The sequence below is a fragment of the Thalassospira sp. Z349TD_5 genome, assembly GCF_056173045.1.
In genome coordinates this window covers 1,152,699-1,175,912 of the sequence record NZ_CM149654.1, presented here as the reverse complement: position 1 = coordinate 1,175,912, position 23,214 = coordinate 1,152,699, and the positions used below count along the sequence as shown (strand labels likewise).

The 23,214-nt window shown below is 53.7% G+C and carries 23 protein-coding genes; 14 read left to right on the top strand and 9 right to left on the bottom strand.

Annotation, left to right across the window (positions count from 1 at the left end):
* Window positions 1-80: 80 nt before the first annotated feature.
* Window positions 81-668, bottom strand: coding sequence for a DUF4136 domain-containing protein (locus AC0VXT_RS05220; RefSeq protein ID WP_101302262.1), 588 nt, complete (start codon window positions 666-668; stop codon window positions 81-83).
* A gap of 97 nt (window positions 669-765) precedes the next feature.
* Window positions 766-1,362 (bottom strand): TetR/AcrR family transcriptional regulator, encoded by a 597-nt coding sequence (locus AC0VXT_RS05215; RefSeq protein ID WP_475547778.1) that lies wholly within the window; start codon window positions 1,360-1,362, stop codon window positions 766-768.
* A gap of 225 nt (window positions 1,363-1,587) precedes the next feature.
* Here AC0VXT_RS05215 and AC0VXT_RS05210 point away from each other — a divergent pair, with 225 nt between their 5' ends.
* Together AC0VXT_RS05210 and AC0VXT_RS05205 are read left to right on the top strand one after the other, a co-directional pair.
* Window positions 1,588-2,643: a hypothetical protein gene (locus AC0VXT_RS05210; protein WP_475547777.1), complete on the top strand. Its 1,056-nt coding sequence runs from the start codon at window positions 1,588-1,590 to the stop codon at window positions 2,641-2,643.
* Between the two features lie 202 nt (window positions 2,644-2,845).
* A complete protein-coding gene (locus tag AC0VXT_RS05205; protein ID WP_276653749.1) occupies window positions 2,846-3,472 on the top strand; it encodes a hypothetical protein in 627 nt (208 codons plus the stop codon).
* Between the two features lie 95 nt (window positions 3,473-3,567).
* Here AC0VXT_RS05205 and AC0VXT_RS05200 read toward each other — a convergent pair whose 3' ends face one another.
* Window positions 3,568-5,160, bottom strand: a complete 1,593-nt coding sequence (locus AC0VXT_RS05200; protein ID WP_475547776.1) for a lysine--tRNA ligase — start codon at window positions 5,158-5,160, stop codon at window positions 3,568-3,570.
* A 342-nt stretch (window positions 5,161-5,502) separates the two neighbouring features.
* Here AC0VXT_RS05200 and AC0VXT_RS05195 point away from each other — a divergent pair, with 342 nt between their 5' ends.
* The 3 genes from AC0VXT_RS05195 to AC0VXT_RS05185 all read left to right on the top strand — a co-directional run bounded on the left by AC0VXT_RS05195 (window position 5,503) and on the right by AC0VXT_RS05185 (window position 8,569).
* A complete protein-coding gene (locus tag AC0VXT_RS05195; protein ID WP_475547775.1) occupies window positions 5,503-7,578 on the top strand; it encodes a methyl-accepting chemotaxis protein in 2,076 nt (691 codons plus the stop codon).
* Window positions 7,579-7,710: 132 nt separating this feature from the next.
* Window positions 7,711-8,118: an MAPEG family protein gene (locus tag AC0VXT_RS05190; protein ID WP_475547774.1), complete on the top strand. Its 408-nt coding sequence runs from the start codon at window positions 7,711-7,713 to the stop codon at window positions 8,116-8,118.
* A 22-nt stretch (window positions 8,119-8,140) separates the two neighbouring features.
* Window positions 8,141-8,569 carry a DUF1801 domain-containing protein gene (locus tag AC0VXT_RS05185; RefSeq protein ID WP_475547773.1) on the top strand — a complete coding sequence of 143 codons (429 nt, stop codon included), beginning with the start codon at window positions 8,141-8,143 and terminating at the stop codon, window positions 8,567-8,569.
* A gap of 5 nt (window positions 8,570-8,574) precedes the next feature.
* Here AC0VXT_RS05185 and AC0VXT_RS05180 read toward each other — a convergent pair whose 3' ends face one another.
* A complete protein-coding gene (locus AC0VXT_RS05180) occupies window positions 8,575-9,033 on the bottom strand; it encodes a MarR family winged helix-turn-helix transcriptional regulator (RefSeq protein WP_475547772.1) in 459 nt (152 codons plus the stop codon).
* Window positions 9,034-9,308: 275 nt separating this feature from the next.
* Here AC0VXT_RS05180 and AC0VXT_RS05175 point away from each other — a divergent pair, with 275 nt between their 5' ends.
* From AC0VXT_RS05175 to AC0VXT_RS05165, 3 genes are all read left to right on the top strand, one after another.
* Window positions 9,309-10,340, top strand: coding sequence for an alpha/beta hydrolase (locus AC0VXT_RS05175; RefSeq protein WP_475547771.1), 1,032 nt, complete (start codon window positions 9,309-9,311; stop codon window positions 10,338-10,340).
* A 135-nt stretch (window positions 10,341-10,475) separates the two neighbouring features.
* On the top strand, window positions 10,476-10,901 hold the full coding sequence (locus tag AC0VXT_RS05170; RefSeq protein WP_475547770.1) for an organic hydroperoxide resistance protein: 426 nt from the start codon (window positions 10,476-10,478) through the stop codon (window positions 10,899-10,901).
* Window positions 10,902-11,082: 181 nt separating this feature from the next.
* Window positions 11,083-11,379, top strand: a complete 297-nt coding sequence (locus tag AC0VXT_RS05165) for a putative quinol monooxygenase (RefSeq protein WP_102784079.1) — start codon at window positions 11,083-11,085, stop codon at window positions 11,377-11,379.
* A 54-nt stretch (window positions 11,380-11,433) separates the two neighbouring features.
* On the opposite strand, the gene AC0VXT_RS05160 is transcribed toward AC0VXT_RS05165, so the two are convergent.
* A complete protein-coding gene (locus AC0VXT_RS05160; RefSeq protein ID WP_475547769.1) occupies window positions 11,434-13,059 on the bottom strand; it encodes a hypothetical protein in 1,626 nt (541 codons plus the stop codon).
* 20 nt (window positions 13,060-13,079) lie between these two features.
* Window positions 13,080-13,805 (bottom strand): hypothetical protein, encoded by a 726-nt coding sequence (locus AC0VXT_RS05155; protein ID WP_475547768.1) that lies wholly within the window; start codon window positions 13,803-13,805, stop codon window positions 13,080-13,082.
* A 10-nt stretch (window positions 13,806-13,815) separates the two neighbouring features.
* On the opposite strand from AC0VXT_RS05155, the gene AC0VXT_RS05150 reads away from it, so the two are divergent.
* From AC0VXT_RS05150 to AC0VXT_RS05140, 3 genes are all read left to right on the top strand, one after another.
* Entirely contained in the window at window positions 13,816-14,295 is a 480-nt protein-coding gene (locus AC0VXT_RS05150) for a YqaA family protein (RefSeq protein WP_475547767.1), read from the top strand.
* A gap of 194 nt (window positions 14,296-14,489) precedes the next feature.
* Window positions 14,490-14,852 carry a hypothetical protein gene (locus AC0VXT_RS05145; protein WP_028791500.1) on the top strand — a complete coding sequence of 121 codons (363 nt, stop codon included), beginning with the start codon at window positions 14,490-14,492 and terminating at the stop codon, window positions 14,850-14,852.
* A gap of 224 nt (window positions 14,853-15,076) precedes the next feature.
* Complete coding sequence (locus tag AC0VXT_RS05140; RefSeq protein ID WP_475547766.1) at window positions 15,077-15,691, top strand: LysE family translocator; 615 nt, start codon at window positions 15,077-15,079, stop codon at window positions 15,689-15,691.
* A gap of 132 nt (window positions 15,692-15,823) precedes the next feature.
* Here the strand turns inward: AC0VXT_RS05140 and AC0VXT_RS05135 are convergent, their stop codons facing one another.
* The gene (locus AC0VXT_RS05135; RefSeq protein ID WP_475547765.1) at window positions 15,824-16,675 is read right to left on the bottom strand and encodes an AraC family transcriptional regulator; all 852 of its coding nucleotides are present in this window, start codon (window positions 16,673-16,675) and stop codon (window positions 15,824-15,826) included.
* A gap of 290 nt (window positions 16,676-16,965) precedes the next feature.
* Here AC0VXT_RS05135 and AC0VXT_RS05130 point away from each other — a divergent pair, with 290 nt between their 5' ends.
* Entirely contained in the window at window positions 16,966-19,752 is a 2,787-nt protein-coding gene (locus AC0VXT_RS05130; RefSeq protein WP_475547764.1) for an ATP-dependent DNA helicase, read from the top strand.
* 72 nt (window positions 19,753-19,824) lie between these two features.
* Here AC0VXT_RS05130 and AC0VXT_RS05125 read toward each other — a convergent pair whose 3' ends face one another.
* Window positions 19,825-20,697 (bottom strand): LysR family transcriptional regulator, encoded by an 873-nt coding sequence (locus tag AC0VXT_RS05125; protein WP_475548564.1) that lies wholly within the window; start codon window positions 20,695-20,697, stop codon window positions 19,825-19,827.
* Between the two features lie 138 nt (window positions 20,698-20,835).
* Between AC0VXT_RS05125 and AC0VXT_RS05120 the strand changes: the two genes are divergently transcribed.
* Together AC0VXT_RS05120 and AC0VXT_RS05115 are read left to right on the top strand one after the other, a co-directional pair.
* On the top strand, window positions 20,836-21,474 hold the full coding sequence (locus tag AC0VXT_RS05120; RefSeq protein WP_475547763.1) for a DsbA family protein: 639 nt from the start codon (window positions 20,836-20,838) through the stop codon (window positions 21,472-21,474).
* Window positions 21,475-21,530: 56 nt separating this feature from the next.
* Window positions 21,531-22,439 carry an MBL fold metallo-hydrolase gene (locus tag AC0VXT_RS05115; RefSeq protein ID WP_475547762.1) on the top strand — a complete coding sequence of 303 codons (909 nt, stop codon included), beginning with the start codon at window positions 21,531-21,533 and terminating at the stop codon, window positions 22,437-22,439.
* Between the two features lie 111 nt (window positions 22,440-22,550).
* On the opposite strand, the gene AC0VXT_RS05110 is transcribed toward AC0VXT_RS05115, so the two are convergent.
* Entirely contained in the window at window positions 22,551-23,120 is a 570-nt protein-coding gene (locus tag AC0VXT_RS05110) for an HdeD family acid-resistance protein (RefSeq protein ID WP_475547761.1), read from the bottom strand.
* Window positions 23,121-23,214 lie beyond the last annotated feature (94 nt).

Genomic DNA, 23,214 nt, shown 5'->3' with positions numbered 1-23,214 from the left:
CGCCCATCGCGTCCATACAAATACAAAACGGGCCGGAAATTCCGACCCGTTTTTTATGCCCAATACAGGCCTGTTGTCTTTTACTGCGTCGGCGCAACCGGCACGCTGCTGCCCGCGACATAGGGGTATTTGGCAAAGATCGAGGCCACAGCCGTGCGCACGGCTTCATTGGGTGCATCACGCGTAGAGCTGGTCACACGCCCAACAGACGTCCCTTCCCAGATCATCTGGTTGGTACGGCGATCCACGAAATCAATGCTGAGCGTGCCCTCGGTATAGGTACTGGTGTATCCCGGCTCCGTATAGCCCGGCCAGCCGACATACATGCCGCCGCGATACCCATAATATCCGCCCATATAGACCGGTGGCGAGGTTTGGGTTTTTTCCTCGGTCTTGAGATGGAAGTTCACAAGGAAATCAGGGTTGTTGATGTCAACACGGTATCCGCGTGCTTCAAGTGCCGTGCTGATGGCATCCTCGATCCGCTGACCTGACAGGGTTGTGTATTTTTCCTCAGCCGATTTTCCTGCCCCTTCGAAAAAGGCAAAGCTTTGATAGCGGCTGAAATCGGCGGCCGGGTCGGCATCGATATAGACCTTTGGCCCACTGGCACAGGCCGCCAGCATTCCGACCAGAATGCCTGCGATGGCGGTTTTCACTATCTGCATGATGTCGGTCCCTTTGCTTCAACCAGAAACTGTCTTTGTTTATATGACGTTCGGGGACAACAATACCATCAACAGAATTTGGTTTCATGATGGCAGGTTATGCCGCTCCCGCGGTCAGCGTCCTTTCGGCGGTTTGGCGAAGGTCCGCAATCTCGTCATCAAGAATGCCCCGATCGTTCATCGCATGCGCCAAAACAATCGCCCCTTGCCAGCGCAGTATGATCCGGCGTGCCGCTTTTTGGGCGGCATCATCCGATATGCCATCTTGTGTAAAGTTATCGGCCAGCCAGTTTATCAGGGATGTGAAAATCGCCTGTCCGGTTTTACGTGTGGCGTCAAACCCGTCATCTGCCGGGATATCAAGCATCAGCTTTGCCACCGGGCAGCCGTGCACAACCCGGCGCGGTGTCATGGCATCCAGATAATCAAAAAATACCGAAACACGCTTTTGTGCCGTGCCGCCGGGCGCGATGGTCGCCAAAAGCGGGGTAAACTCGCCTTCCATGGTTTCCATCGCCGCCTGTGCCAGATCATGCTTTTTGGGAAACCGGTAAAACACGCCCCCGGCAGGCAAGCCGGCTTCTTTAGCAACGGTTTGAATGGTGGCGGCGTGATAGCCATCGCGCCAGATCACATTCATCGCCGCACGGGCAAGTTTTTGGCGTTTTTGTACCGATGTCAGTTTTTCAACCATTGACCTGAAACTACATAAGTAAGTTAACTTACTTAATCATGACATCGTCGCTTTGAATGTCAAGCAGGATGCCCCATAGCACCATCATATAGTTAGGGTCGGCCGCGCAACGACACACGGAACTGTCAGGACCGGCTTTGATACCCAAAAATTATATTTGTCTTAGGGTCTGGGCTGTATCAGATTTCACACAGAAACCTTTGAAAGACGGGCCGGAGCCAATTTGTGAAAAACAACCAATACTCGCTTGCCGATATCGAAGCCGCCGTATCTGCAGGCGTACTCGATCGTGCGGCCTATGTGACCCTTGCGCAGTTTCTGACAAGCCACGCGCCAGAGGCAATTGAAACCGAAAAATTCACCCTGTTTCGCGGGATGAATGACATCTTCCTTGCGCTGGGCATTACCGTTCTCAGCATCGGCTGGTTCATTTTGTGGGGTCTTTATTCCAACGATGCCGTTTTCTGGATCGCGCCACTTGTCGCCATGGCGGGGTTTGTCGTGCTGGCGGAATATGTCGCGGGGAAGCTTAAGGCGACATTGCCCTCAATCGTCATCATGGTGTCGCTGTGCGCGACATTGATGATCTATGCCGTGATGCTCTATATGCGCATGGTCGGAACATCGGCAGAATTTTTCAATCTTGATGACGTTTGGTCGTTCGGCAGCACATCGGTCAATACCGCCCTTCTGGTTGCCATCATCGGCTTTGCCTTTCAGGTCGGTTTTTTCCTGCGCTATCGCCTGCCGGTATCTTTTGCCCTGATTGCGTTTGGCATTGTCGGGGTATTGTGGTCGCTGCTTTTGACCGCGTTCGGGCAAAGCCTGAACCAGTATCTTGATTACATGATCACGCTGACGGGGCTTTTGTTGCTGGCCTTGGGCGTTGTGGTCAACACCAAGGACCCCAAGCGGGTTAATGGCTGGGCCGAATGCGCCTTCTGGCTTTATGTCATCGGCGCACCGATGACCATTCATTCGGTCGCCGCTTTGTTTGATGCCGCTGCCCTTGTGATGATCCCGGTGATTATCATCGCGATGCTGTTTTCGCTGTTTCTCGACCGTCGGTCGCCGATCATCAGCGGCCTGATCTATGTCGGCTATCTGGCCAATTCCGGCTTCAATCAAGCCGCCATCGATCCATCCATCACGGTTGCACTGGTCTGTTTTGTTGTGGGTGGTCTGGTCATGGCGTTTGGCTTTGGCTGGCAAAAGGCCCGCCACATCGTACTAAGCCCATTTGAAGATCAAAACTGGCGGCGTTATTTGCCGCCATCTTAGTTGAACGAGAAGCTGGGCAGTGGTACAAGTTTTGCTGCCCTGCTCAAAACTCCCCCTCCTAAGACAACGGCAGCCCCTTGCACGTAAAACAGCTAGAAGCAATAAATCAATTACGGGTTGATTTATCACTTGCTTAACTTCGCTAAATAGAATTAGGCTTATCTGATACTTCCGCCCCGCACACACATGCAGGAAAATTGTAATGAAGTACGGTTTAAGGATTTTAACACTGTCCGTTGCGGGGGCGATGGCTTTGTCATTGGGGGCTTGCAGCAGCGGCATTCAGGATCAAGTGGTCGGTGGCAGCGCCCTGCTGGGCGAAGCCAAAGTTGGCGCACTGTCAACCACCGCATCCTACCGCACAGTTGTCGCCAAGTTTGATAGCACGTCACGGGTATGCCCTGAACCGCCGCCCGATGTTGCGGTTGCCATCACATCAAGCCTTCTGGCGCAAATTGATGCTGGTCAGGGGGATATCAAGGCAAACGCAACGGTGGCACGCAGTGTTGCAGAAAAGGTTGCCCCCCTTCTTAAAAGAACGTCAGCCCTTCAATTCTATCGCGATGCCCGGTCTTATAATTGCTTTGCCTATATGAATAATGTCACAAGCCCGGGGGAATATGTCGCGGCCGATCAAGCCGCCATGGATTCAGCGACCATGCTCATGGCGCTTGAAATCATCAAGGGCACGGATCAGGAATTGCCAAGCGAGATTGAAGCCAAAATCAATGATGCGATCGAAAATAAGGTCGCTGAAATAACCAAAGCGACACTTGATAAGGTTTTCCCTACTCCCCCCACAAAACCGGCTGAGGCCCCCAAAAATTAAAGGCCCGTAAAAGCCGCGGTGCTCCGTTAACATACCACAAAAAACGGCCCGCCAATGGCGGGCCGTTTTGCTTTTTCGTGTCAAACCCGTGTTCGTCAGGCGCTCAGGTCTTCGCCCGCCAGCGCCCGGTCGATCAGCGCAACACTTTCCTCAAGACCATAAAGGGCAATGAAGGAGCCCATGCGCGGGCCCTGTTCCTGCCCCAGCAGGATTTCATACAGCGTCTTGAACCATTCGCGCAGGTTTTCATAATTGTGGTTTTTGCCCACGGTGAAAACTTCGGTCTGAATGTCGGATGGCTCCGTACCCTGTTCGATTTTTGACAGTGCGTCGCGCAGGTCTTTCAGTGCGGTCTGCTCGGCCTCGGTCGCAGCGCGGTATTTTTTCGACGGTTTAACGAAGTCGCGATAATAGTTGATCGCATAGCCAACCAGCTTATCCAAATACGGCGAGCTTTCCGGCGTTGCGCCCGTGGCATAACGCGAAATGAACTTCCACAGAAGATCACGATCTTCGGTGTTACAGACCGACACCAGGTTCAGCAGAATGCCAAAGGATAGCGGAATTTCGCGGTCCGGCGCGGTTCCGGCATGGATGTGCCAGGCCGGGTTTTGCAAAATCTTGGTCGGGTCGGTTTCGGATTTGAGCTTTTCGGCGAACGTCAGATATTCATCGACGGTTTTCGGGATGACGTCGAAATACAGGCGCTTTGCGGTTTTCGGTTTCTGGAACATGAACAGCGACAGGCTGTCTTCGGGCGCATATTTCAGCCAGTCTTCCATCGAAATGCCATTGCCCTTGGATTTCGAGATTTTCTGCGCGTTCTCGTCCAAAAACAGTTCGTAGTTAAAGCCTTCTGGCGGGGTGCCGCCCAGTGCCTTGACGATCTTGTTGCCAAGCTCAACCGACGGAATAAGGTCCTTGCCGGCCATTTCATAATCAACACCCAGTGCATACCAACGCATCGCCCAGTCGGGTTTCCACTGCAGTTTGCAATTGCCACCCGTGACGAGCGTTTCAACCAGATCACCGGTTTCAGGATGTTCGTAAACAATGCTGCCGGTTTCAGGTTTAAGCTCGGTCACCTTGGCCATCAGAACCTTGTTGGTGCCCGGTTCAACCGGCATGAACGGGCTGTAGGTCGCCTGACGTTCTTCGCCAAGCGTCGGCAGCATGATTTTCTGGATCGCGTCATAGCGTTCCAGAAGACGCAACAAAGCCGCATCAAACATGCCCGAACGATAACAGTCGGTCGATGATTTGAATTCATATTCAAAGCCAAATCCATCAAGGAAATCGCACAGACGCGCATTGTTATGATGGGCAAAGCTTTCATGGGTGCCAAACGGATCAGGCACGCTTGTCAATGCCTTACCAAGATGCTCGCCAACCATTTCCTTGTTGGGAATGTTGTCAGGCACCTTACGAAGCCCATCCATGTCATCGGAAAAGCAGAAAAGCTTGGTCGGGATATCGCACATGGTTTCGAACGCGCGGCGTACATAGGTCGTGCGCGCAACTTCACCAAACGTCCCGATATGGGGCAAACCCGACGGACCATAACCGGTTTCAAAAAGGACATAGCCCTTTTCAGGCGCCTTCTGTTTATACCGCTTGACCAGCTTGCTGGCTTCCTGAAAGGCCCAGACGTTGCTGTTAAGTGCGGCATCTCGAAGATCGGCTGTCATTTTTGAAACCTTGTTTGTCAGTTGGATCGTTGAATTCTTTGGAAATCTTGACGGCGCAGGGTCACCCGGATCCCGTGCGTGCGCGAAGCTATACCGCACCACACCGCAGATCAAGCATCTGTTGCGCATGGCTGCCACATGACCGGCTAATTCCTGTCAGAATATTTCATAAATCCGTCTTCCCCATCTCGCAAATTTTCAGTGCAAATAGCAGCCAACCACCAAAGAATAGGCTCACGCGCAAAACTGCTTGTGCGTTTCGGCCAAATTATTGAAACTTTGGGATGCATATCCATATTTCTAATATCACCCAAAAGCATAGGCCGAAAAGGATGTGGTTTGATGCGCTTTTCTAACCTGTCGCTGGGCGCGAAATTGACACTTGTCAGTGCGCTTGCCATTGCCGCCTGCCTGATTGTTGGTATTTTTCTTCAAACGCTTGAAACCAGCAACACCACCGAAGAACTCACCGTTGGTGAAGCCAGATCGGTTGCGCTTTACCACGCCGAACAGGCCGGTCACGTTCTGAATGGCGGGATGTCGGTGGCGCAAAACCTTGCCGGAACGTTTCGTGCCATTCGCGAACAGGGTGGCACCGACCGCGCGGCCTATAACGAAATACTCAACCGTACCCTGACCGATAATCCGTCCCTTGCCGGGGCATGGTCGGGGTTTGAGCCCAACGCGCTTGACGGCAAGGATGCCGATTACAAGGGCGAAGGCGAACCGTTTGGCGACGGGACGGGTCAATATGTGACCTATTACTATAACTTCGGGGAAGGCATTACGCCCTATCACCTGACCGGTCTTGATAACCCCGAAGTAAACGAATACTACACCGCCCCCAAGGCCACCAATCTGCCCTATGTCACCGATGCCATCACCTATGACATTCAGGGACGCGACGTGGTTCTGACCTCATTCGTCTATCCGGTGCAGGATCAGGCCGGAAAGTTCCTTGGTGTTCTCGGTGCCGATCTTGAACTCAACGCCCTGTCGGAACGGTTTGCCGAACTGACCCCGTTTGGTACCGGCACGGTCAACCTTGTTTCGGCGCAAGGCACATGGGTTGCACATGAAAATGCAGATATTCGCGGCACCAAACTTGATCCGGCTGACGCGGTTCAGACCGCCATTCTTGATGCCATGAAATCGGGCGAACCGCGCCGGATTGATGACGCCACAACCATGCACATGATTGTGCCCGTCGAAATTGACGGATACCCGAACAAATGGGGCGTGGTTGTCAATGTGCCGCTGGCCACCGTTTTCGCCCCGGCCGATGACCTGCGCAACGCGACCTTGATTGGCGGGATGGTCTTGTTGGTGATTGTGATTGGTGTCATTCTGTTCTTAACCAAAGGCCTTGTCGCCCGTCCGATGACCCGTGTGGCGGGTGTTATTGACCATCTGCAACAGGGTGATTTTTCCGTCCAGATCCCTTATCTGGATCGGTCCGATGAAATCGGTGCAATTGCCAAGGCACTTGAATCGTTCAAGGAAGCATCCGCAGGCATGCAAAAAGCCGAACGGGAAAAGCTTGCCGCCGAAAAACGCGCAAGTGATGAGCGCAACCGGACCCGCCATCAGATGGCTGACGAGTTTGAAAAATCTGTCGGCGGTATTGTTGTCAATGTGTCTGACAGTGCCGAAAACATGGAACAGGTCTCGCGCCGGATGCGCACGGCGGCCGATCAAAGTTCCGAACAGGCCGTTGTCGTTGCCGCTGCCGCCGATGAGGCCAGTGCAAACGTTCAAACCGTCGCATCGGCCACCGAAGAACTGTCTGCCTCCATTCAGGAAATCAGCTCCCAGGTGGCAAAATCATCAGACATCACCAGTACCGCCGTGACCGAGGCATCCAATGCCAACACCATGGTCACCGGCCTTGCCGAGGCGGCCGACCGCATTGGCGAAGTCGTCAGCCTGATCAGTGATATCGCCGCCCAAACCAACCTTTTGGCCCTGAACGCCACGATTGAGGCCGCCCGTGCCGGTGAAGCAGGCAAAGGCTTTGCCGTGGTCGCACAAGAAGTCAAAAACCTTGCCAATCAGACGGCCAAGGCCACCGATGAAATCGCCCAGCAAATCGGCTCGATCCAGTCAGAAACCCACAATACTGTCGGGGCAATTGGCCGGGTCACCGAAACGATTTCAAGCATCAATGAAATTGCCACCGCCATTGCATCGGCCGTTGAACAACAAGGGGCGGCCACGGCGGAAATTTCGGGTAACATTCAACAGGCAGCAGCCGGGACAAACGAAGTCTCCTCCTCCATCGGGATCGTGCGCAATACATCGCGCGAAACCGGGGATGCCGCATCAAATGTGCAGGCCGGGGCAACCCAACTGGCACAAGAAGCCCGCAACCTTGACGAACAGGTCAGAAACTTCCTTGATCGCCTGCGCAATATCTAGGATCAGGACCATGGATTTCATCAGGGCGGCACCATGTGACGGTGCCGCCTTTTTCATTTTGTTGATCCCTGAACCATTCGGTGGTTGAATTGCCGCAACCATTTAGGCCCATTCAAATAAGGACACCGCATCATGTTGCCGCTTCCCGTGACGATCTGCCTGACCGCACTTTTTGCACTGATGCTGACGGCGTTAAGCCTGAATGTTTCCCTGCGCCGCCGCGAACTTCGCGTTGCCCTTGGCGATGGCGATGATCTGGTGTTGCGCCGCCGTATCCGCGCACACGGCAATTTTATTGAAAATGCCCCGATGTGCATCCTGCTTGTTCTGGCGCTTGAGGCGGTGCTTGCAACCTCAACCACCATCTGGCTGGTGGCCGCCATTCTGTTTATCGCCCGCGCCCTTCATGCCATTGGCACCCTTGCGCGGTCCAACAAAAGCCTGATCGCACCGGCGGTTTTGATGCAGCATTTGACCTTTATTGTGGTCGGTGTCTGGTTGCTGGTGCAAACGCTGAGCAACCAGATGGGCAGCATGTAACGTCAGCACGGAAAGAATGGCTATGGTGATGCCCCCTGATTTCGCCACCACCGATGTGGCGGCGAAATTTGCCACATATCCCGACAAACCGCGTCAGATGCTTCTGACCATCCGGCGCTGGATCTTTGAAATCGCCGGGGACGAGGCAAGTGTCAACACGCTGGACGAAAGCCTGAAATGGGGTGAACCGGCATGGCGACCAAAATCTGGATCGGGCATCACCATCCGCGCCGACTGGAAGGAAAAGTCACCAAATCAGGTGATGGTGTTCTTTGATTGCAAAACCGATTTGATTGACCGCACGCGCAGTCTTTTATCGGCCGATCTGACTTGCGAGGGCAACCGGGCGATCATCCTGCCGATTGATACGCCCCTGCCCGAAGCAGCCCTTAAAACCGCCCTTGGCTGGGCACTGACCTATCACCACGACCGTAAGGCAAAGGTGCATTAGGTCCGTTACAGCTTCTTCGCACCACGTTCAAGCTGCGTGCGAAGCTCCTGCAAGTCACGGTTCAACCGTTTGGCGGTTTCAATGTCCAGTCCGGTCGCATCAAGAATGCAGGCTGGGATTTCCTCGGCCTTTTCTCGCAATGCCTTTCCTTCAACGCTTAGGCGTACGCGCACCGAACGTTCGTCTTCCGGATCACGCTTGCGCACGACAAGGCCATTTGCCTCAAGCCGTTTAAGCAAAGGGGTCAGCGTGCTGGACTCAAGAAACATCTTTTGCCCGATGCTGCGCACCGATTGATCGTCTTCCTGCCACAGGCTGACCATCACCAGATATTGCGGATAGGTCAGGCCAAGCTGATCAAGCAGCGGTTTATAGATGCGGTTAAAGGCATGGCTGGCCGCATATACCGAAAAGCACAAAAACTTTTCAAGATCCAGAAAGTCTTCTTTTGACGCGTCATCCATTGGCTTCATCCCGTTTTTGAAATATCCGGCCGATCTGATCTTGGGAATTCCGGACTGTACGGCCCTTTAAAAGCACCCTGACAGTCCCGCACCAGCAATCATCATGCGACTCAAAGCCGATTAATTTAAATCGCACACGATTAAATTACAAACGATTTATTCACATAGCTGACATTCCCATATTTATATCGTACGCGATTAAATCGTATGCGATAAACTAATCACCAAAACGAAACACCGGCCGGTTAAGACGGCCCCTTAAAAGGATCGAAATCATGAGCCCGCTGAAAACCAAAGTTGCTTCTGCTGCGATTGCCTTAACCACTGCACTGTCTGCCACCACCGCACTGGCCGACCCGGTTCTTGAACCCACCACCCAGAAATTCATTGATGCCCTGTCGGCATCTGGTGGCCCGGCGATCTATACCCTGACACCAAATCAAGCCCGTGGCGTTCTGTCGGGTGCCCAGTCTGGCGAGATTGCCAAACCGGCCGTTGACATCACCGACACCACCTTTGCCGTTGGCCCGACGGGTGCGACCAAGGTCCGGATCATCCGCCCACAGGGCAATACTGACCGACTGCCGGTGATTGTCTATTTCCACGGGGCTGGCTGGGTGATGGGCGATACTGGCACGCATGACCGACTGGTGCGTGAACTCTCTGTGCGCGCCAATGCCGCCCTTGTGTTTGTTGATTATGAACGCTCCCCCGAGGCGCGCTATCCGGTTGCCATCGAACAGGATTACGCGGTGACCAAATATGTCGCCGAACACAGTGAGCAGCTTAATGTTGACCCGACCCGTCTGGCGATTGCCGGCGACAGTGTTGGCGGCAATATGACCGCCGTGGTGTCCTTGCTGGCACAGGAACGCGGCGGGCCGGACATCACCGCACAGGTTCTGTTTTACCCGGTCACTGACGCCGATTTTGACAATGGGTCTTATACCAGCTTTGCCAATGGCCCGTGGTTGACCAAACCGGCGATGGACTGGTTCTGGAACCAGTATCTGCCCGAAGGCGCTGATCGCACGGATCCAAAAATCACCCCGATCCATGCTACCGCCGACCAACTGTCGGGTCAGGCACCAGCACTCGTGATCACGGCTGAAAATGATGTTCTGCGTGACGAAGGCGAAGCCTATGCCCGGAAACTGTCACAGGCTGGCGTTGATGTGACCGTGACCCGCTATAACGGTACGATCCACGACTTTGTCATGCTCAATGTTCTGGCTGATACACCTGCGGCCAAAGGCGCAATTGCGCAGGCCGGACAGTATCTGCACACCGCCCTTCACGGGAAGTGATCACGAAAGTTTCACATTATTTCAGGCGGGTGCAGTTGCGCCCGCCGCCGCCCGGCGACATATCATCTGGGAACGAACCTAGACAGCCGGGCGCTCACCACCACCGAACCACTGTTCAAACAAAGGATGAAAACCATGTCTGTTGAAGTCAAATATACCGCGCATGCTTCTGCCACCGGTGGCCGTGATGGCCGTGCGAAAACCGATGATGGCAGTCTCGATGTCAAACTGACCACGCCAAAGGAACTTGGCGGTGCTGGCGGTGAGGGCAACAACCCTGAACAGCTTTTCGCCATGGGCTATTCCGCCTGCTTTATCGGCGCGATGAAAGCAGCCTCCGGCCAGACCAAGATCAAGGTCCCGAATGACGTATCAGTCAATGCAGAAGTTGGCATTGGCCCACGTTCCGCTGGTGGATTTGGCCTTGCGGTAACGCTGAAGGTCTCGCTTCCGGGTCTTGATAAGGCCGATGCAGAAAAACTGGTCGAAACCGCCCACACCATTTGCCCTTACTCCAATGCAACCCGCGGCAATGTTGATGTAACAACCACCATCGCCTAACCTTAAAGTTCCCCCCTGCTGGTCGGCATCCCCCCCAAATCGCCGACCGGCAATTACAGGCCCGGTGTTCCCCTGCACCGGGCCTTTCTTTTGTCGGTTGGCAAATAACAGTTGCCCGATCGGCGATGTCCTTCGATGATCGGCCCCATCAAAAAATACTGTTCAGAATCAGGAAACCCGTATGTCAAACCAGCTTACCCTCGTCGTCTTTTCACGCGCAAAACCGGGCATGGAAGAAGAACTTGGCAAACGCCTTTTGGCCCTTGTCGAACCATCGCGCGCCGAAGAAGGCTGCATCAGTTATGACATGCACCAGTCCAAGGACGATCCTGCGGTCTGGATGGCCTATGAAAACTGGCGGTCCGAAGAAGATCTCGCCCTTCACTTCGAACAACCTTACCTGCGCGCCTTTGCCGACAGCAAAGATGAAATCCTTGCCGAACCGCTTGATGTGCGTAAATTTTCGCTGAAATCATAATTGGCGACATGCGCCGGGCCTTTGTTCGTCCGGCGTAGCGTTGTGACAGCCGCATTAGTGCAGAACAGTTTGCGCCACATCGACCACATTAAATCTATAGTTCTGAGGCGCGAAGTTTTGGGCGGTATGAATCATCGCGTTATTGTACTCATCCTGAGACAGACTGAATAACTTCACACGGTTATCATCTTCACCAAATCCCATGATAAGCCCGTTTCCACATACCGCGAGGTTCTCGGCAAATTGCAAGAACCTTGGATTATTATTATCGTAGATAAGGAAAGCATCTGACATCCGAACGAGCCGTTTGTCATTCTGGGCAATCTCATAGAAAAAGCTGAGATAGAAACATTGCGGATGGAAGATAACATTCCCACCAGCATAAGGGTTTGGCAGTAAATTACCGGCCCATGGCATTATGTGGCCTGGCTGAACGCCATATGCACTAACAACCAAATTCACCAACGAACTGCGTAAGAACTGCCTGTCAAAGCACAAGACAATACGATTTCGGTCATCTGCAGTTACCGCCCCGGCATCAACACCAACAAAGTCGGCAATGAGTTGATCACACATTTCGGGATGGTTTTGCAGTCCCCCCCGTACGGCTTGGGCAAATTGATCGTCGGCACGATATGCATCATAGGCTGCGGTCGCATTTGCGAAATTTCTTCCAAGAGTCTCCAACGCGATATGCGCCACCATCTGAGAAAGGAGCTCCGCATACGCCAGTATACGCCGATGAAAGATTTTGACGTGCCCGACACCTGCCAGACTGTTATTTGCGTTGTTACCAATCATTGGCCCGCTTGATGAAAACATCACGACGGAAAGATCACGCAACATCATTTCATTGATGTAGGTTTGGGTCCGCAGCACCCAATCCCCGGGATTTGGCTCACGCGCTATACAATAAATCCCACCGCGGCAAATCGCATAGCTTGAGAAAACCGTCAGTGGCGAACCGCCTTGCGACAAACCATAAACCGCACCAATGCCCCCGCCATCTTCGAAAAATCCATAGTTTTTCTCGAAATTGGTCGAACGATTGAGCCCGTAAAAGTATCCCTGCCCTAACGTGTAGGCGTTATTCGCAATATCAACATTGAGTTCGTTGATTTTCACAAACAAGCTGCGGTTGCCACCTTCATCCGGCACGATTGGTTGTTGGCGCTCCCCGCGGGTACGGAAGACGTTGACTTCCGGCGCGGGTGCAGCCCAAACAGTTGACGGCTGATAGCGGTGCGAATGTAAATAGTATTGTCCATTCGCATGAAAAATACGGGGATCCTCGAAACCGTCTGTGTCGTCCAGAATGACATCATGCAAAACGTTAATCGCATTCGCCGGATCGTTCTGATTATCCGTGATCCGGACATGGGCAATGCCAACACCGTCGAAATAGCGACCTGTACGGACAGCTGGCACCTGCCCCTCATGCACCGCATCACCAACTGGTGGCGCCCAACCAAAAGCCCATGGCGTTCCATCTTGTCCCGGCAACGTCGGGGCCGGGTTGGCGAATGGGTGATGAACCATCGCCCGATAGACCATGAGGTAATCATGATCATGGCCATTATCTGAAACATGCACCCAGCTGTTGTTAAACTTCACCACCAGATTACGGTTCACCCCATTAATGGTTGCCGGTAACCGGTCAGTAATATCGACATTCCACATCTTGGATCTCCTGATTGCGGTTACTGGTCACCCGATACGCTCAAGGCAGACGCACTGACAAGCTGTTGGTATGTCTGAACATCTTTGAATGTTGGCGTCCCCTTGAACACCTGCCCGCTCTTTGGTGGAGCCATCACGCTCTCTGCCGCGCCGGGTTTTGCTGTTTCAGATGGTTTGGTTGTATCTTTTTGTGGATCGGAAGACGTCTGCGCAGGCTTGTTTGCCGAACTCGGAGAACCCGATGACGTGGAGCTTGACGTACTTGTGGAGGTCGATGCACTTGATGTCTGAGGTGCGCCGATCAGCGCGATCATTGCCTCCAACGCGTTCAGATACTTCTGGAGTATCGCATTTTCAGATTGGAGAACCGATGGCTTAACAAGCCGTTTTGTGTTGAGTTGACCAAGGTTTGCCATTTCGATATTGGCGTCATTCAACTTGTGAATCTCTGGAATAATCTGCCCCGATGCCTGCTTTCTAAGCGCCTGATAACTCTCGGTGGTGCCCGAGGTTTCGTTGTTGAGAACGTCCTGCGAGAACGCCCTTAGCTGACTTGCCAAGGCCTTCAACGTTTGTGATCCGGAGTAATCCGGTCGTGCCTGTACGTCGGTGATCACCGACTTTGTAAGCTTGCCCACCTCGGCAATCGACCCGGTGATTTTTGCGCTGTCTGTCATGATATGCTGCCCGTTGTAACGTTGCATGGCATAGACGCGACCAGTCGGAACTTGTGACGGCAATTCCACTGGACCCACCATGAAATCCGGTCTATCGAACCTCATGATCACAACATTCACAGTGATGGTCGGGCTGTTTCTGTCGGCCTTCACCTCCGCCACCCTCCTGCCCGGCACATCCGAGGCGGCCTTGGCCGCATTGGTGGCATCGGGCGATCATGCTGTGTGGGGGTTGGTGGCGGTTGCAACAGCGGGGAATGTTTTGGGATCAACGGTGAATTGGGCACTCGGCCTTTATGTTGATCGTTTCAAAACCCGCCGCTGGTTTCCGATCACTCCCGATGCGCTGGATCGGGCATCACACTGGTTTGGCAAATACGGGCTTTGGTCATTGCTTTTGGCATGGTTGCCGGTCATTGGCGATCCGTTGACCCTGCTTGCCGGTGTCATGCGTGTGCGCTTTGTACCGTTTCTGATCCTTGTCACCATTGGCAAGGCGGCGCGCTATACTCTGATTGCCGGGGGCGCGACATGGATCGCATCCATTATTTCAAACTGATCAAAAAAATGAAAATAATCGAAAATAAAATTAAGTATTTTTTCTTTTAGTGTAAATAATTTAATGTCAACGACATTGATAATTTGAATATAAAAATATAATTCATTCGCTATTATTTTAAAATAATGTTTCCCTTATATTTCATATCGTGACGTAAAATACTTTATCATCGTTTGAAGTAAGGAATTTTTATTATGCCAGTTACAATCCCCGCATGGGTCAAACCCGGAATATGGGGCGGCATTATCGGTGCAGCCCTGATCACGATTGTCGGCTTTAGCACCGATACAGTCGTATCGGGCAGCACAGCACAAGAGATGGCAGACGACAGCGGCAAACAATCGGCAATCGCAGCCATGGCCCCGATTTGCGTTGCCCAGTTCAAAATGCTCACACCTAACAATCAAACCGAACAGCTTGCCGCCTTAAAAGAGGAAAGCTCATATAAGCGGGATGATTTCGTCATCGCCAAAGGCTGGGCCACCATGCCCGGCAGCGATGCACCAACAGATGAAATTGCCGCCTCGTGCGCAAGCCTGTTGATGGAACTGAGTTAGAACCAATATACGACCGACCTACCAACGAACCTGAACGGGTTCAGACCACTGACGGCCAAAAACTAACGCAACCGAACCCATCGTTCCGTTGCGTTTTTTTTTGACCTGGGGCCTGAATATCTGAATGAAAACAGCAAAAGAGCAATTTCGTTCAATAAACCCGGCACCCGATGCGCCATTCTGACGGCAAAGAATACCACCAAGCCGATCAGAGGAAACGCCCCATGTTTGCCGCCACCAGCACAATCCCCATAAGCCTGTATCTGTCCATGGCGGCCTTCGCCCTTGCCGCCTCCATCACCCCCGGCCCGGTCAATATCATTGCTCTAAGCTCCGGGGTGCAGTTTGGTTTCCGTGCGTCACTGCATCTGGTGTTTGGTGCCACGGCGGGGTTTTGCCTGTTGCTGCTTCTGATCGGGCTGGGCCTGCATGAATTGCTGACCACCTTTCCGCAAATGACCACGATCATTCAATGGGCCGGGGTGGCGTTTTTGCTGTTCATGGCGTGGAAGCTGTTTGTCAGCAGCGGCGAACTTGGTAAACGCGATGCCGGGTCCGGCCCCTCGGCCATCACCGGGGCGCTGATGCAATGGGTTAATCCCAAGGCTTGGCTGGCCTCCATTGCGGGGATGGGCGCTTATGCCGCGTCCGGTGCGCCGACCCTGATCTGGGAATTTACCGCGATTTATTTTGTCGTGTGCTTCGCCTCGGTCGCCTGCTGGGCCTATGCCGGGGCGTTTCTGGGCCGTTTTCTGGGCGAGCCATCGCGCATTCGCCTATTTAACCGGGTGATGGCGGGATTACTGGCGGCCAGTGCAGTGTATTTGATTTTGGGGTAAGCCGTACGGCTGGCAGCACGGGTTATGCCTCAAAAAGATTCCCGCCGTCGCGGGAATGACGGGAACTTGAAACGTCCCTCAAATTTGTCATGCCCGCGAAGGCGGGCATCCATGTACTTTATGTCGGGAAAATCAGGCGGCCATTTCCTGCGCACGTGCATATTGGCGCGGGGTCGCCGCCATCAGGCGTTTAAACATCCGTTGAAAATGGGCCTGATCGGCAAAGCCGGTTTCAAGGGCAACATCGGCGATCTTTTGCCCACGCCGTAACGCATGGCGGGCCCGTTGAACGCGGCAATTGATCAAATAGGCATAGGGCGTCATGCCAAATGTCTTTTTGAACACCCGCACCAAATAAGACCGTGAATAGCCAACCGCCCCACAAATATCATCCAGACTGACATTTTCATGGCATCGGCTGCGGATATAATCACAAACCTCGGCCATCTTGCGCCCGGTATGCAGGCTGACCTGCCGGTCCAGAACGCCCGTACCGTCAAGCTGCACATGCAAATCACCAAAGAACGACACCAGTGCCGTTTCCTTGCCCAGCACATCTGTATCGCGATCACTTAACGTATCGGCAAGCCCCAGCAACCCGGCATAAAGACGCGGATCGTGGCTGAGCGTATCGGAAAACATCGCAAACTTTCCCGCCGCATCGGCATCAATTTCAATCTGGAGATCCAAAAGCCAGTCCGGGTCGACAAACAACATGTCATAACACCAGTCCGCCCCCGGCACCGGGTTGCAGCCATGCACATCTTCGGGGTTCAGGATCACCACCGATCCGGCCTGCGTTTCATGGATTTTACCCCGGTTCCAATAGGTGCTGTAGCCACCCTTTACCGTACCAATCGAAAACGTATCGTGGCTGTGGCGCTCATAACATACCGCCCGCCCATCCGCGACACGGCGCAGTTCAACGAACGGCAAAGCGTTGTCGCGCCAGAAGTGTTGATTGCGGGTATTGGGCGGTGCCATATTCTAATTAACTTTGCTTGCTAACGAGAGCCCTAGCATTCCAAAAGCAAACCCAAGAATGCTTAACGCTATCTCCGCTAAGTCACCTTGCCCCCACAGTCCTAAAGCCGCAATCGCGAAAATTAAAGAAATCAGAACAGCAGCGGGGCCCTTAGCATGCAGATTAATTGCTATATTTTTGAACCAGTCCATATTCTCCCCCGTTCACGAAATATTCTTGCGGTATAAATTCAAACATAGGTCAATTTCCCCTGTGGCGCCACTGCGTCTGTCTGCTTATAGTGCCTCAAATGTTCGATGATCGTTCCGACGAAAACACACCCCGTTTCAATCCGCCCAACGCGCCGGTCATGGTCGTTGGATTGCGCCATGCTGTGTTTTTATCCCCCGATGGCGAGATTGAAGAACTCCCCCATGGCGCGGCGGCCAAACGGGCGCGGTCAACCCGCCCGATTTTGGTGCATACGCCTGCCTGCGCGCGGCGTTTGAAAACCGATCCGTTTCCGGCCCATGATTTGCTCGAACTGTTTGCCTTTGTCCGCCCGGCACAATTTTGTGTGCCGACCCCGCGTGGCATTGCGCTGGCCACCGGGCAAAAACCCTGTGACGATCTGATCGGACAGGCCGAAGCCCTGGCCGAGGCGATGAAACGCCTTTTGCAGGAACTTGCCACCCTTCATCGCAACAAACGCGCCCCCGCCCTTGCCATCGCATGGCCGATGGCGCGCGGACATTGGCCGTGGGGTGTGCCGGTTCTGGCCGCCTTGGGGGCCGATGGCGACGGGCCGCATCGCTATGCGGTCTATGAAGGATTGAAAGTCTGGAAGAAACTTGGTGAATGGGCCGAACATGCCCCGCCCCCGCCGCCGGCCAACAATCCGGTCGATCCCAAGGACGCGCGTAAACGCCTGAAAGAACTTCTGGGCGAGGGTGCCGAAGAACGCCCGCAACAGGCCGATTATGCGTCATCGGTTTGTTCGGCCTTTGGCCCGCGCCTTCATGATGGCGCGCCCAATATTGTTCTGGCCGAGGCCGGAACGGGGACGGGCAAAACGTTGGGGTACGTTGCGCCGGCATCGCTCTGGGCACAGAAAAACGACGGTGCAGTGTGGATTTCAACCTACACCCGAAACTTGCAGCGCCAGATTGATCAGGAACTAGACCGCCTTTATACCGATCCCAAGGACAAACGGCTTAAGGCCGTGGTCCGTAAAGGCCGGGAAAACTATTTCTGCCTTTTGAATTTCGAAGAAGCCCAAAGGCCACTTAATCAGCAACCCCATCAGGCAACGCCACTTGGCCTGATTGCGCGCTGGGCATTGCATACCCGTGATGGCGACATGGTCGGCGGGGATTTCCCGGCATGGCTGACCGAATTGATCGGCAACCGCTTTACCGGCGCGCTTGCCGATCAGCGCGGCGAATGTATTTACGCCGCCTGCCCGCATTATTCGCGCTGCTTTATCGAAAAAACCGTGCGCCGTGCGCGGTCCGCTGAAATCGTTGTCGCCAATCATGCGCTGGTGATGGTGCAGGCCGCCCTCGGTGGGCTGGATGATGCCTCCATGCCATCGCGCTATGTCTTTGACGAAGGCCATCATTTGTTTGATGCCGCTGATAAGGCCTTTTCCGCCCATCTGACCGGGCAGGAAGGCCAGGAACTGCGCCGCTGGCTTTTGGGGGCGGAGCAAAAAGGATCATCGCGCGCACGCGGTTTAAAACAACGGCTTGAAACCCTGATTGTTGATCGCGATGAGCTGCGCGATGCGGTCAATGCGGTGATTGTCGCCGCCCAATGTTTGCCCGAACAGGGGTGGCTGTCGCGCATTCATGATGGATCGGAACATGCCAAAGGCCCGGCTGAGGCCTTTTTGGCCCATGTCCGCGCACAGGTGCTGGCCCGTGCGGCGGATGGCGACCGTGGCTATTCAATTGAAACCGATTGCAAACCGGCCATTGACGGAGTTCTCGCCAGTGCCGCCGATCTGGACCGTGCACTTGCCGCCATGGAAAAACCGGCAAAATTGCTGATTAAAACCATCGCACATATGTTGGACGAAAAGGCCGATGAACTTGAATCGGCCGAACGTCAGCGCCTTGACGCCGCGATCCGGTCGCTCGAACGGCGCGCCATCATGCAGGTTGCTGCATGGCGCGAAATGCTGGCGTCCCTGGTCGAGGAAACGCCCAAAACCTTTGTCGAATGGTTTGCCATTGAACGCCAGTTTGGCCGCGATTTTGATGTTGGCATGCACCGCCATTATCTTGACCCAACCTTGCCCCTGACATCCGCCCTTGCCCCCACCGCACATGGCATGGTGGTGACATCGGCGACACTGCGCGATGGCACCGGCGATGAGGATTTCGACTGGCACGTGGCCGAGGACCGCACCGGGGCGTCACACATGCCCCTTCCGGCCATCCGGGCGGCAATGAAAAGCCCGTATAACTACCGCGAACAAACCCGCGTGTTCATTGTCAATGATCTGGGTCGTGATAACCCGGACCATATTGCCGCGGCGTATCGCGAACTGTTTTTGGCATCAGGCGGCGGCGCACTTGGCCTGTTTACCGCGATCACGCGCCTGCGCGCCATTTACGAACGCCTGACCGGGCCGATGGATGATGCCGGGTTGCAATTGCTGGCCCAGCATATTGACGGCATGGATGTATCCACCCTGATTGATATTTTCCGCGTCGAGCGCGATGCCTGCTTGCTCGGAACCGATGCGGTGCGCGACGGGGTCGATGTGCCCGGTGACAGCCTTCGCCTGATTGTCTTTGACCGCGTCCCATGGCCGCGCCCCGATATCTTGCACCGCGCACGCAAGGCGGCATTCCACGGGGCACGCTACGACGACATGCTGACCCGGCTTCGCATGAAACAGGCGTTTGGTCGTCTTGTGCGGCGCGCCGAAGATCGCGGCGTGTTTGTCCTGCTCGACAACCGCATGCCATCCCGTCTTTTGGGCGCATTCCCCGAGGATGTTGACGTTCAGCGGGTGGGTCTACGCGAGGCGATTGAGCAGACGCGGGCGTTTCTGACCAAAACACCCTCAGATGAAAAACCGTCTTAATCGCCCGACATTTCGCTAAATCCAACACACCATCCGGACCAAAAATCACGGTTTCTTTTGCCGGACCAAAAATCACGGTTTCTTTTGCCGGACCTTTTTGACCAACATCTCGACAAAGGCTGTCACCTTTGGCGGTCGAAACCGCATTGCCGGATAGACAACGTAAATGCCCCCCGAAGGCAAACGCCAATCGGGTAGAACATGCACAAGCTCACCAGACGCAAGTTCTTTCTCGACCAGAAAATCGGGTAAAACAGATACTCCACCCCCTTCACGCGCGACACACAGTGCCGCAGGAGTGGTATTCACACTTAATTTTGCCTTTACCTGCACAGATCGCGTGCCATTTTTATCGTGCGAAAAGTCCCATGCCAGCGGGTTTTTCAGGGCGGTATTGGCGATGTAGGGCAGGCTTTCAATATCTTCTGGCTGTGCGACATTGGGCAGTTCTGCCATGTCTGGTGCTGCGACCAAAAACTGTTCAAACGCGCCAACCCGCCGGGCAAGCAAACTCGAACTGTCAAGCCAGCCAACACGAATGGCCAGATCAATCTGATTGAGAACAGGGTCAACGCGACTGTCGGTCAAAACAAGGTCAATCTGGCATGATGGGTACTTGGCACAAAATGCCGCCGTCAAGGGCGCAATGACCGAGTGCCCGTAATCGTTCGGCGCCGTAATCCGCAACATACCGCGCGGTTCGGTATTGTTTTGCGCCAACTCACCATAAGCATCATCGACTTCACGCAAAATGCGCTGGCACCTTTCATGAAGCGATATCCCCGCCTCGGTCGGTTCGACCCGTCTTGTTGTGCGGACCAACAAACTTGCCCCGATTTCTTCTTCAAGCCGGGCCACCTGTTGGCTGACAACGGTTTTGGACACACCTAGACGATCTGACGCACGGGTGAATGAACCCGTATCAACAACGGCAGAAAAATACACCAGCCGATTAAGATTGAACTGCTTTCCCGCCTTTGTCACCAGACACCTTTGTAAGCTAAAACCATACAGTCTGTTTTATTAACCCATATTTTATCCCAATACAAAAGGGGATATTGTTCGCGAAACAGGAGTTTCACGATGCAGTTAACCTATCTTTATGATCCGCTATGTGGCTGGTGTTATGGTGCACAGCCCGCAATGACACGCCTGAATGAACTGTCTGATATCTCGGTTACGCTTATGCCAACCGGTCTTTTTGCCGGATCTGGCGCACGCAAGATGGATGAAAGTTTCGCATCCTTTGCGTGGCAAAATGATCAACGTATCGCCAAGTTAACCGGTCAGGTTTTCAGCACCGCATATCAAAATAACGTTCTGAAAACGCCGGGCGGATCGTTTGATTCAGGTCCTGCCGGACTTGCGCTCACTGCGGTCCAAATGACCGCGCCAAAACATACATTTACCGCACTCAAAGCGTTCCAGAACGCGCGGTATGTCGATGGGCTGGACAATACAAACAACGACATATTGATCAAAATTTTACGCGATTTTGATCTTGGCTCCGCGGCAGACCTGTTTGCGCATCCGACCAACGAACTACACGCGACCTATCAGGACACCATCCAACAGGCACAACGTCTTATGCAGCGTTTCGGATTAAACGGTGTGCCCTCGCTGCTGATCGAAACCGCAAGCGGACAAAAGCAGGTTGCCAGCAATTTATTGTATGGCGATGTCGATCACCTGTCTCAGGAACTCAAGGCACTTTGCGCCTAACGCCCTTCTCCTTCAAATGCGCCCTCTCAACGCACGACACCACAAGGACATCATCCATGCCAACCAGAAGAGAACTCCTCAAATCGACTTTCGCCGCCGCAACTTTTGCCGCCGTTGCACAGGTTCCGTTTGGGCGCGCAATCGCCGCAACCGGCAACGGCCTAAGCTGGCAACATTTTCCAGCCGGACCAAACGGCTTTTATCGCGCCCCGGTTCTGCTGACGGGTGCGACCGAAGCAGTGTTGATTGATGGCGGATTTTCCTATCCTGACGGGCTCGCCATTGTCGATGCCATCCGCAAAAGCGGCAAAAAACTGACCACCATCTATATCAGTCAGTCCGACCCCGATTACTACTTCAGCTTAAAACCGATCCACGAAGCCTTCCCTGATGCCAAAGTTATTGCCGCATCCGAAACGGTTGCGGCCATCAAAGGCAATGTTGCGAAAAAGCTCTCCGTTTGGGGGCCGAAACTTGGCGAAAATGGGCCTCAAACCATGGATGACATTGTGATGCCTGAGGTGTTTGATGGTGACACCCTTACGGTTGACGGTGAAACAATCGAAATTGTGTCTGTCAAAGGCATGGAAAACCGCCGTTATCTTTGGGTGCCATCGCTTGAGGCTGTATTTGGCGGTGTTTTGATTTTCTCGGGCGTTCACGTATGGACAGCCGACACGCCAACCACAGAAATCCGTCAAAAATGGATTGAAATCCTTGATCAACTTGCACGGCGCAACCCGAAAATTGTTGTCGCGGGCCATATGACCGCCGATAGCACAACCGACACCGCTGGTATTGCGCACACCAAGAACTACCTGGTCGCCTTCGACGAAGAACTGACGAAGGCATCAAATGCAGAAGAGCTCAAAGCGGCCATGGAAACACGCTTCCCCAACCTTGGGATGGGCGTTGCACTCGATATCGGATCAAAAGTAGCAACCGGCGAGATGACATGGGGATAAGACTCTAAGTCAGAACCTAATGCACCAAGGGAGACCATCACGGTCTCCCTTGTGTCATATCAGATATATGGTGTACGGCGCGAAACTGGAAATGCGTCATCCAACGTCACGTCAAACTTTGGAAACCTTACCCATCGCAAACGACACCATCAGGTAACTGAACCCCGATGACAGAAGGTTAATCCCCAAAAGCAACCCAATCGCCCAGGTGGCCGAACTTGGCAATTCGGCAAAGATCAAAACACCGGCCAAAATCGCCACCCCGCCCGAAAACAGCATCCATTTCCAACCGGGAAACTGGCTGAGCCGGGACGCCATCAGGACTTCAAGCAAGCCTTGCAAAATAAAGGCAATCGCCAGCAACACCGTTAACGTCACAATACCGCCAAGCGGGAAGAAGGCCAGCCACACACCGATCAAGCCGAAAATGATGCCCTGCACCACATCGACCCCGCGCCGGGTTGGGGTATCGGCATTCCATGCGCCGTAAAAATGGCCCATCGCGCCAATCAGGAACAACCAGCCAATCACGGTTTTAAAGGCAATTGTCGTGGCAAAAGGAAACGCCACCGCAAGAATGCCAAGAACCAGCAAAATGATCCCGACATTGCGCAACCGCTTGCGTCCTTTTTCCAGCAACCCCTTCATTTCTGGTGTGCCGTCATTTACCACCTGCGTCATGGCCCTGTCCTTTTGGTTGAATTTTACAAACATTTTCTGTGGGTATCAGACACCATAAACGCTGATACCACAATATGGTTCCACCGTGACCATT

Excerpts from the sequence above, each read along its gene's own strand:
- AC0VXT_RS05120 (WP_475547763.1), top strand. The coding sequence starts at position 20,836 with ATGCAGTTAACCTATCTTTATGATCCGCTATGTGGCTGGTGTTATGGT.
- AC0VXT_RS05135 (WP_475547765.1), bottom strand. The coding sequence starts at position 16,675 with ATGGCACCGCCCAATACCCGCAATCAACACTTCTGGCGCGACAACGCT.
- AC0VXT_RS05205 (WP_276653749.1), top strand. The coding sequence starts at position 2,846 with ATGAAGTACGGTTTAAGGATTTTAACACTGTCCGTTGCGGGGGCGATG.
- AC0VXT_RS05140 (WP_475547766.1), top strand. The coding sequence starts at position 15,077 with ATGTTTGCCGCCACCAGCACAATCCCCATAAGCCTGTATCTGTCCATG.
- AC0VXT_RS05200 (WP_475547776.1), bottom strand. The coding sequence starts at position 5,160 with ATGACAGCCGATCTTCGAGATGCCGCACTTAACAGCAACGTCTGGGCC.
- AC0VXT_RS05170 (WP_475547770.1), top strand. The coding sequence starts at position 10,476 with ATGTCTGTTGAAGTCAAATATACCGCGCATGCTTCTGCCACCGGTGGC.
- AC0VXT_RS05180 (WP_475547772.1), bottom strand. The coding sequence starts at position 9,033 with ATGGATGACGCGTCAAAAGAAGACTTTCTGGATCTTGAAAAGTTTTTG.
- AC0VXT_RS05160 (WP_475547769.1), bottom strand. The coding sequence starts at position 13,059 with ATGTGGAATGTCGATATTACTGACCGGTTACCGGCAACCATTAATGGG.
- AC0VXT_RS05175 (WP_475547771.1), top strand. The coding sequence starts at position 9,309 with ATGAGCCCGCTGAAAACCAAAGTTGCTTCTGCTGCGATTGCCTTAACC.
- AC0VXT_RS05195 (WP_475547775.1), top strand. The coding sequence starts at position 5,503 with ATGCGCTTTTCTAACCTGTCGCTGGGCGCGAAATTGACACTTGTCAGT.
- AC0VXT_RS05145 (WP_028791500.1), top strand. The coding sequence starts at position 14,490 with ATGCCAGTTACAATCCCCGCATGGGTCAAACCCGGAATATGGGGCGGC.
- AC0VXT_RS05190 (WP_475547774.1), top strand. The coding sequence starts at position 7,711 with ATGTTGCCGCTTCCCGTGACGATCTGCCTGACCGCACTTTTTGCACTG.
- AC0VXT_RS05215 (WP_475547778.1), bottom strand. The coding sequence starts at position 1,362 with ATGGTTGAAAAACTGACATCGGTACAAAAACGCCAAAAACTTGCCCGT.
- AC0VXT_RS05185 (WP_475547773.1), top strand. The coding sequence starts at position 8,141 with ATGGTGATGCCCCCTGATTTCGCCACCACCGATGTGGCGGCGAAATTT.
- AC0VXT_RS05130 (WP_475547764.1), top strand. The coding sequence starts at position 16,966 with ATGTTCGATGATCGTTCCGACGAAAACACACCCCGTTTCAATCCGCCC.
- AC0VXT_RS05165 (WP_102784079.1), top strand. The coding sequence starts at position 11,083 with ATGTCAAACCAGCTTACCCTCGTCGTCTTTTCACGCGCAAAACCGGGC.
- AC0VXT_RS05115 (WP_475547762.1), top strand. The coding sequence starts at position 21,531 with ATGCCAACCAGAAGAGAACTCCTCAAATCGACTTTCGCCGCCGCAACT.
- AC0VXT_RS05110 (WP_475547761.1), bottom strand. The coding sequence starts at position 23,120 with ATGACGCAGGTGGTAAATGACGGCACACCAGAAATGAAGGGGTTGCTG.
- AC0VXT_RS05220 (WP_101302262.1), bottom strand. The coding sequence starts at position 668 with ATGCAGATAGTGAAAACCGCCATCGCAGGCATTCTGGTCGGAATGCTG.
- AC0VXT_RS05150 (WP_475547767.1), top strand. The coding sequence starts at position 13,816 with ATGAAATCCGGTCTATCGAACCTCATGATCACAACATTCACAGTGATG.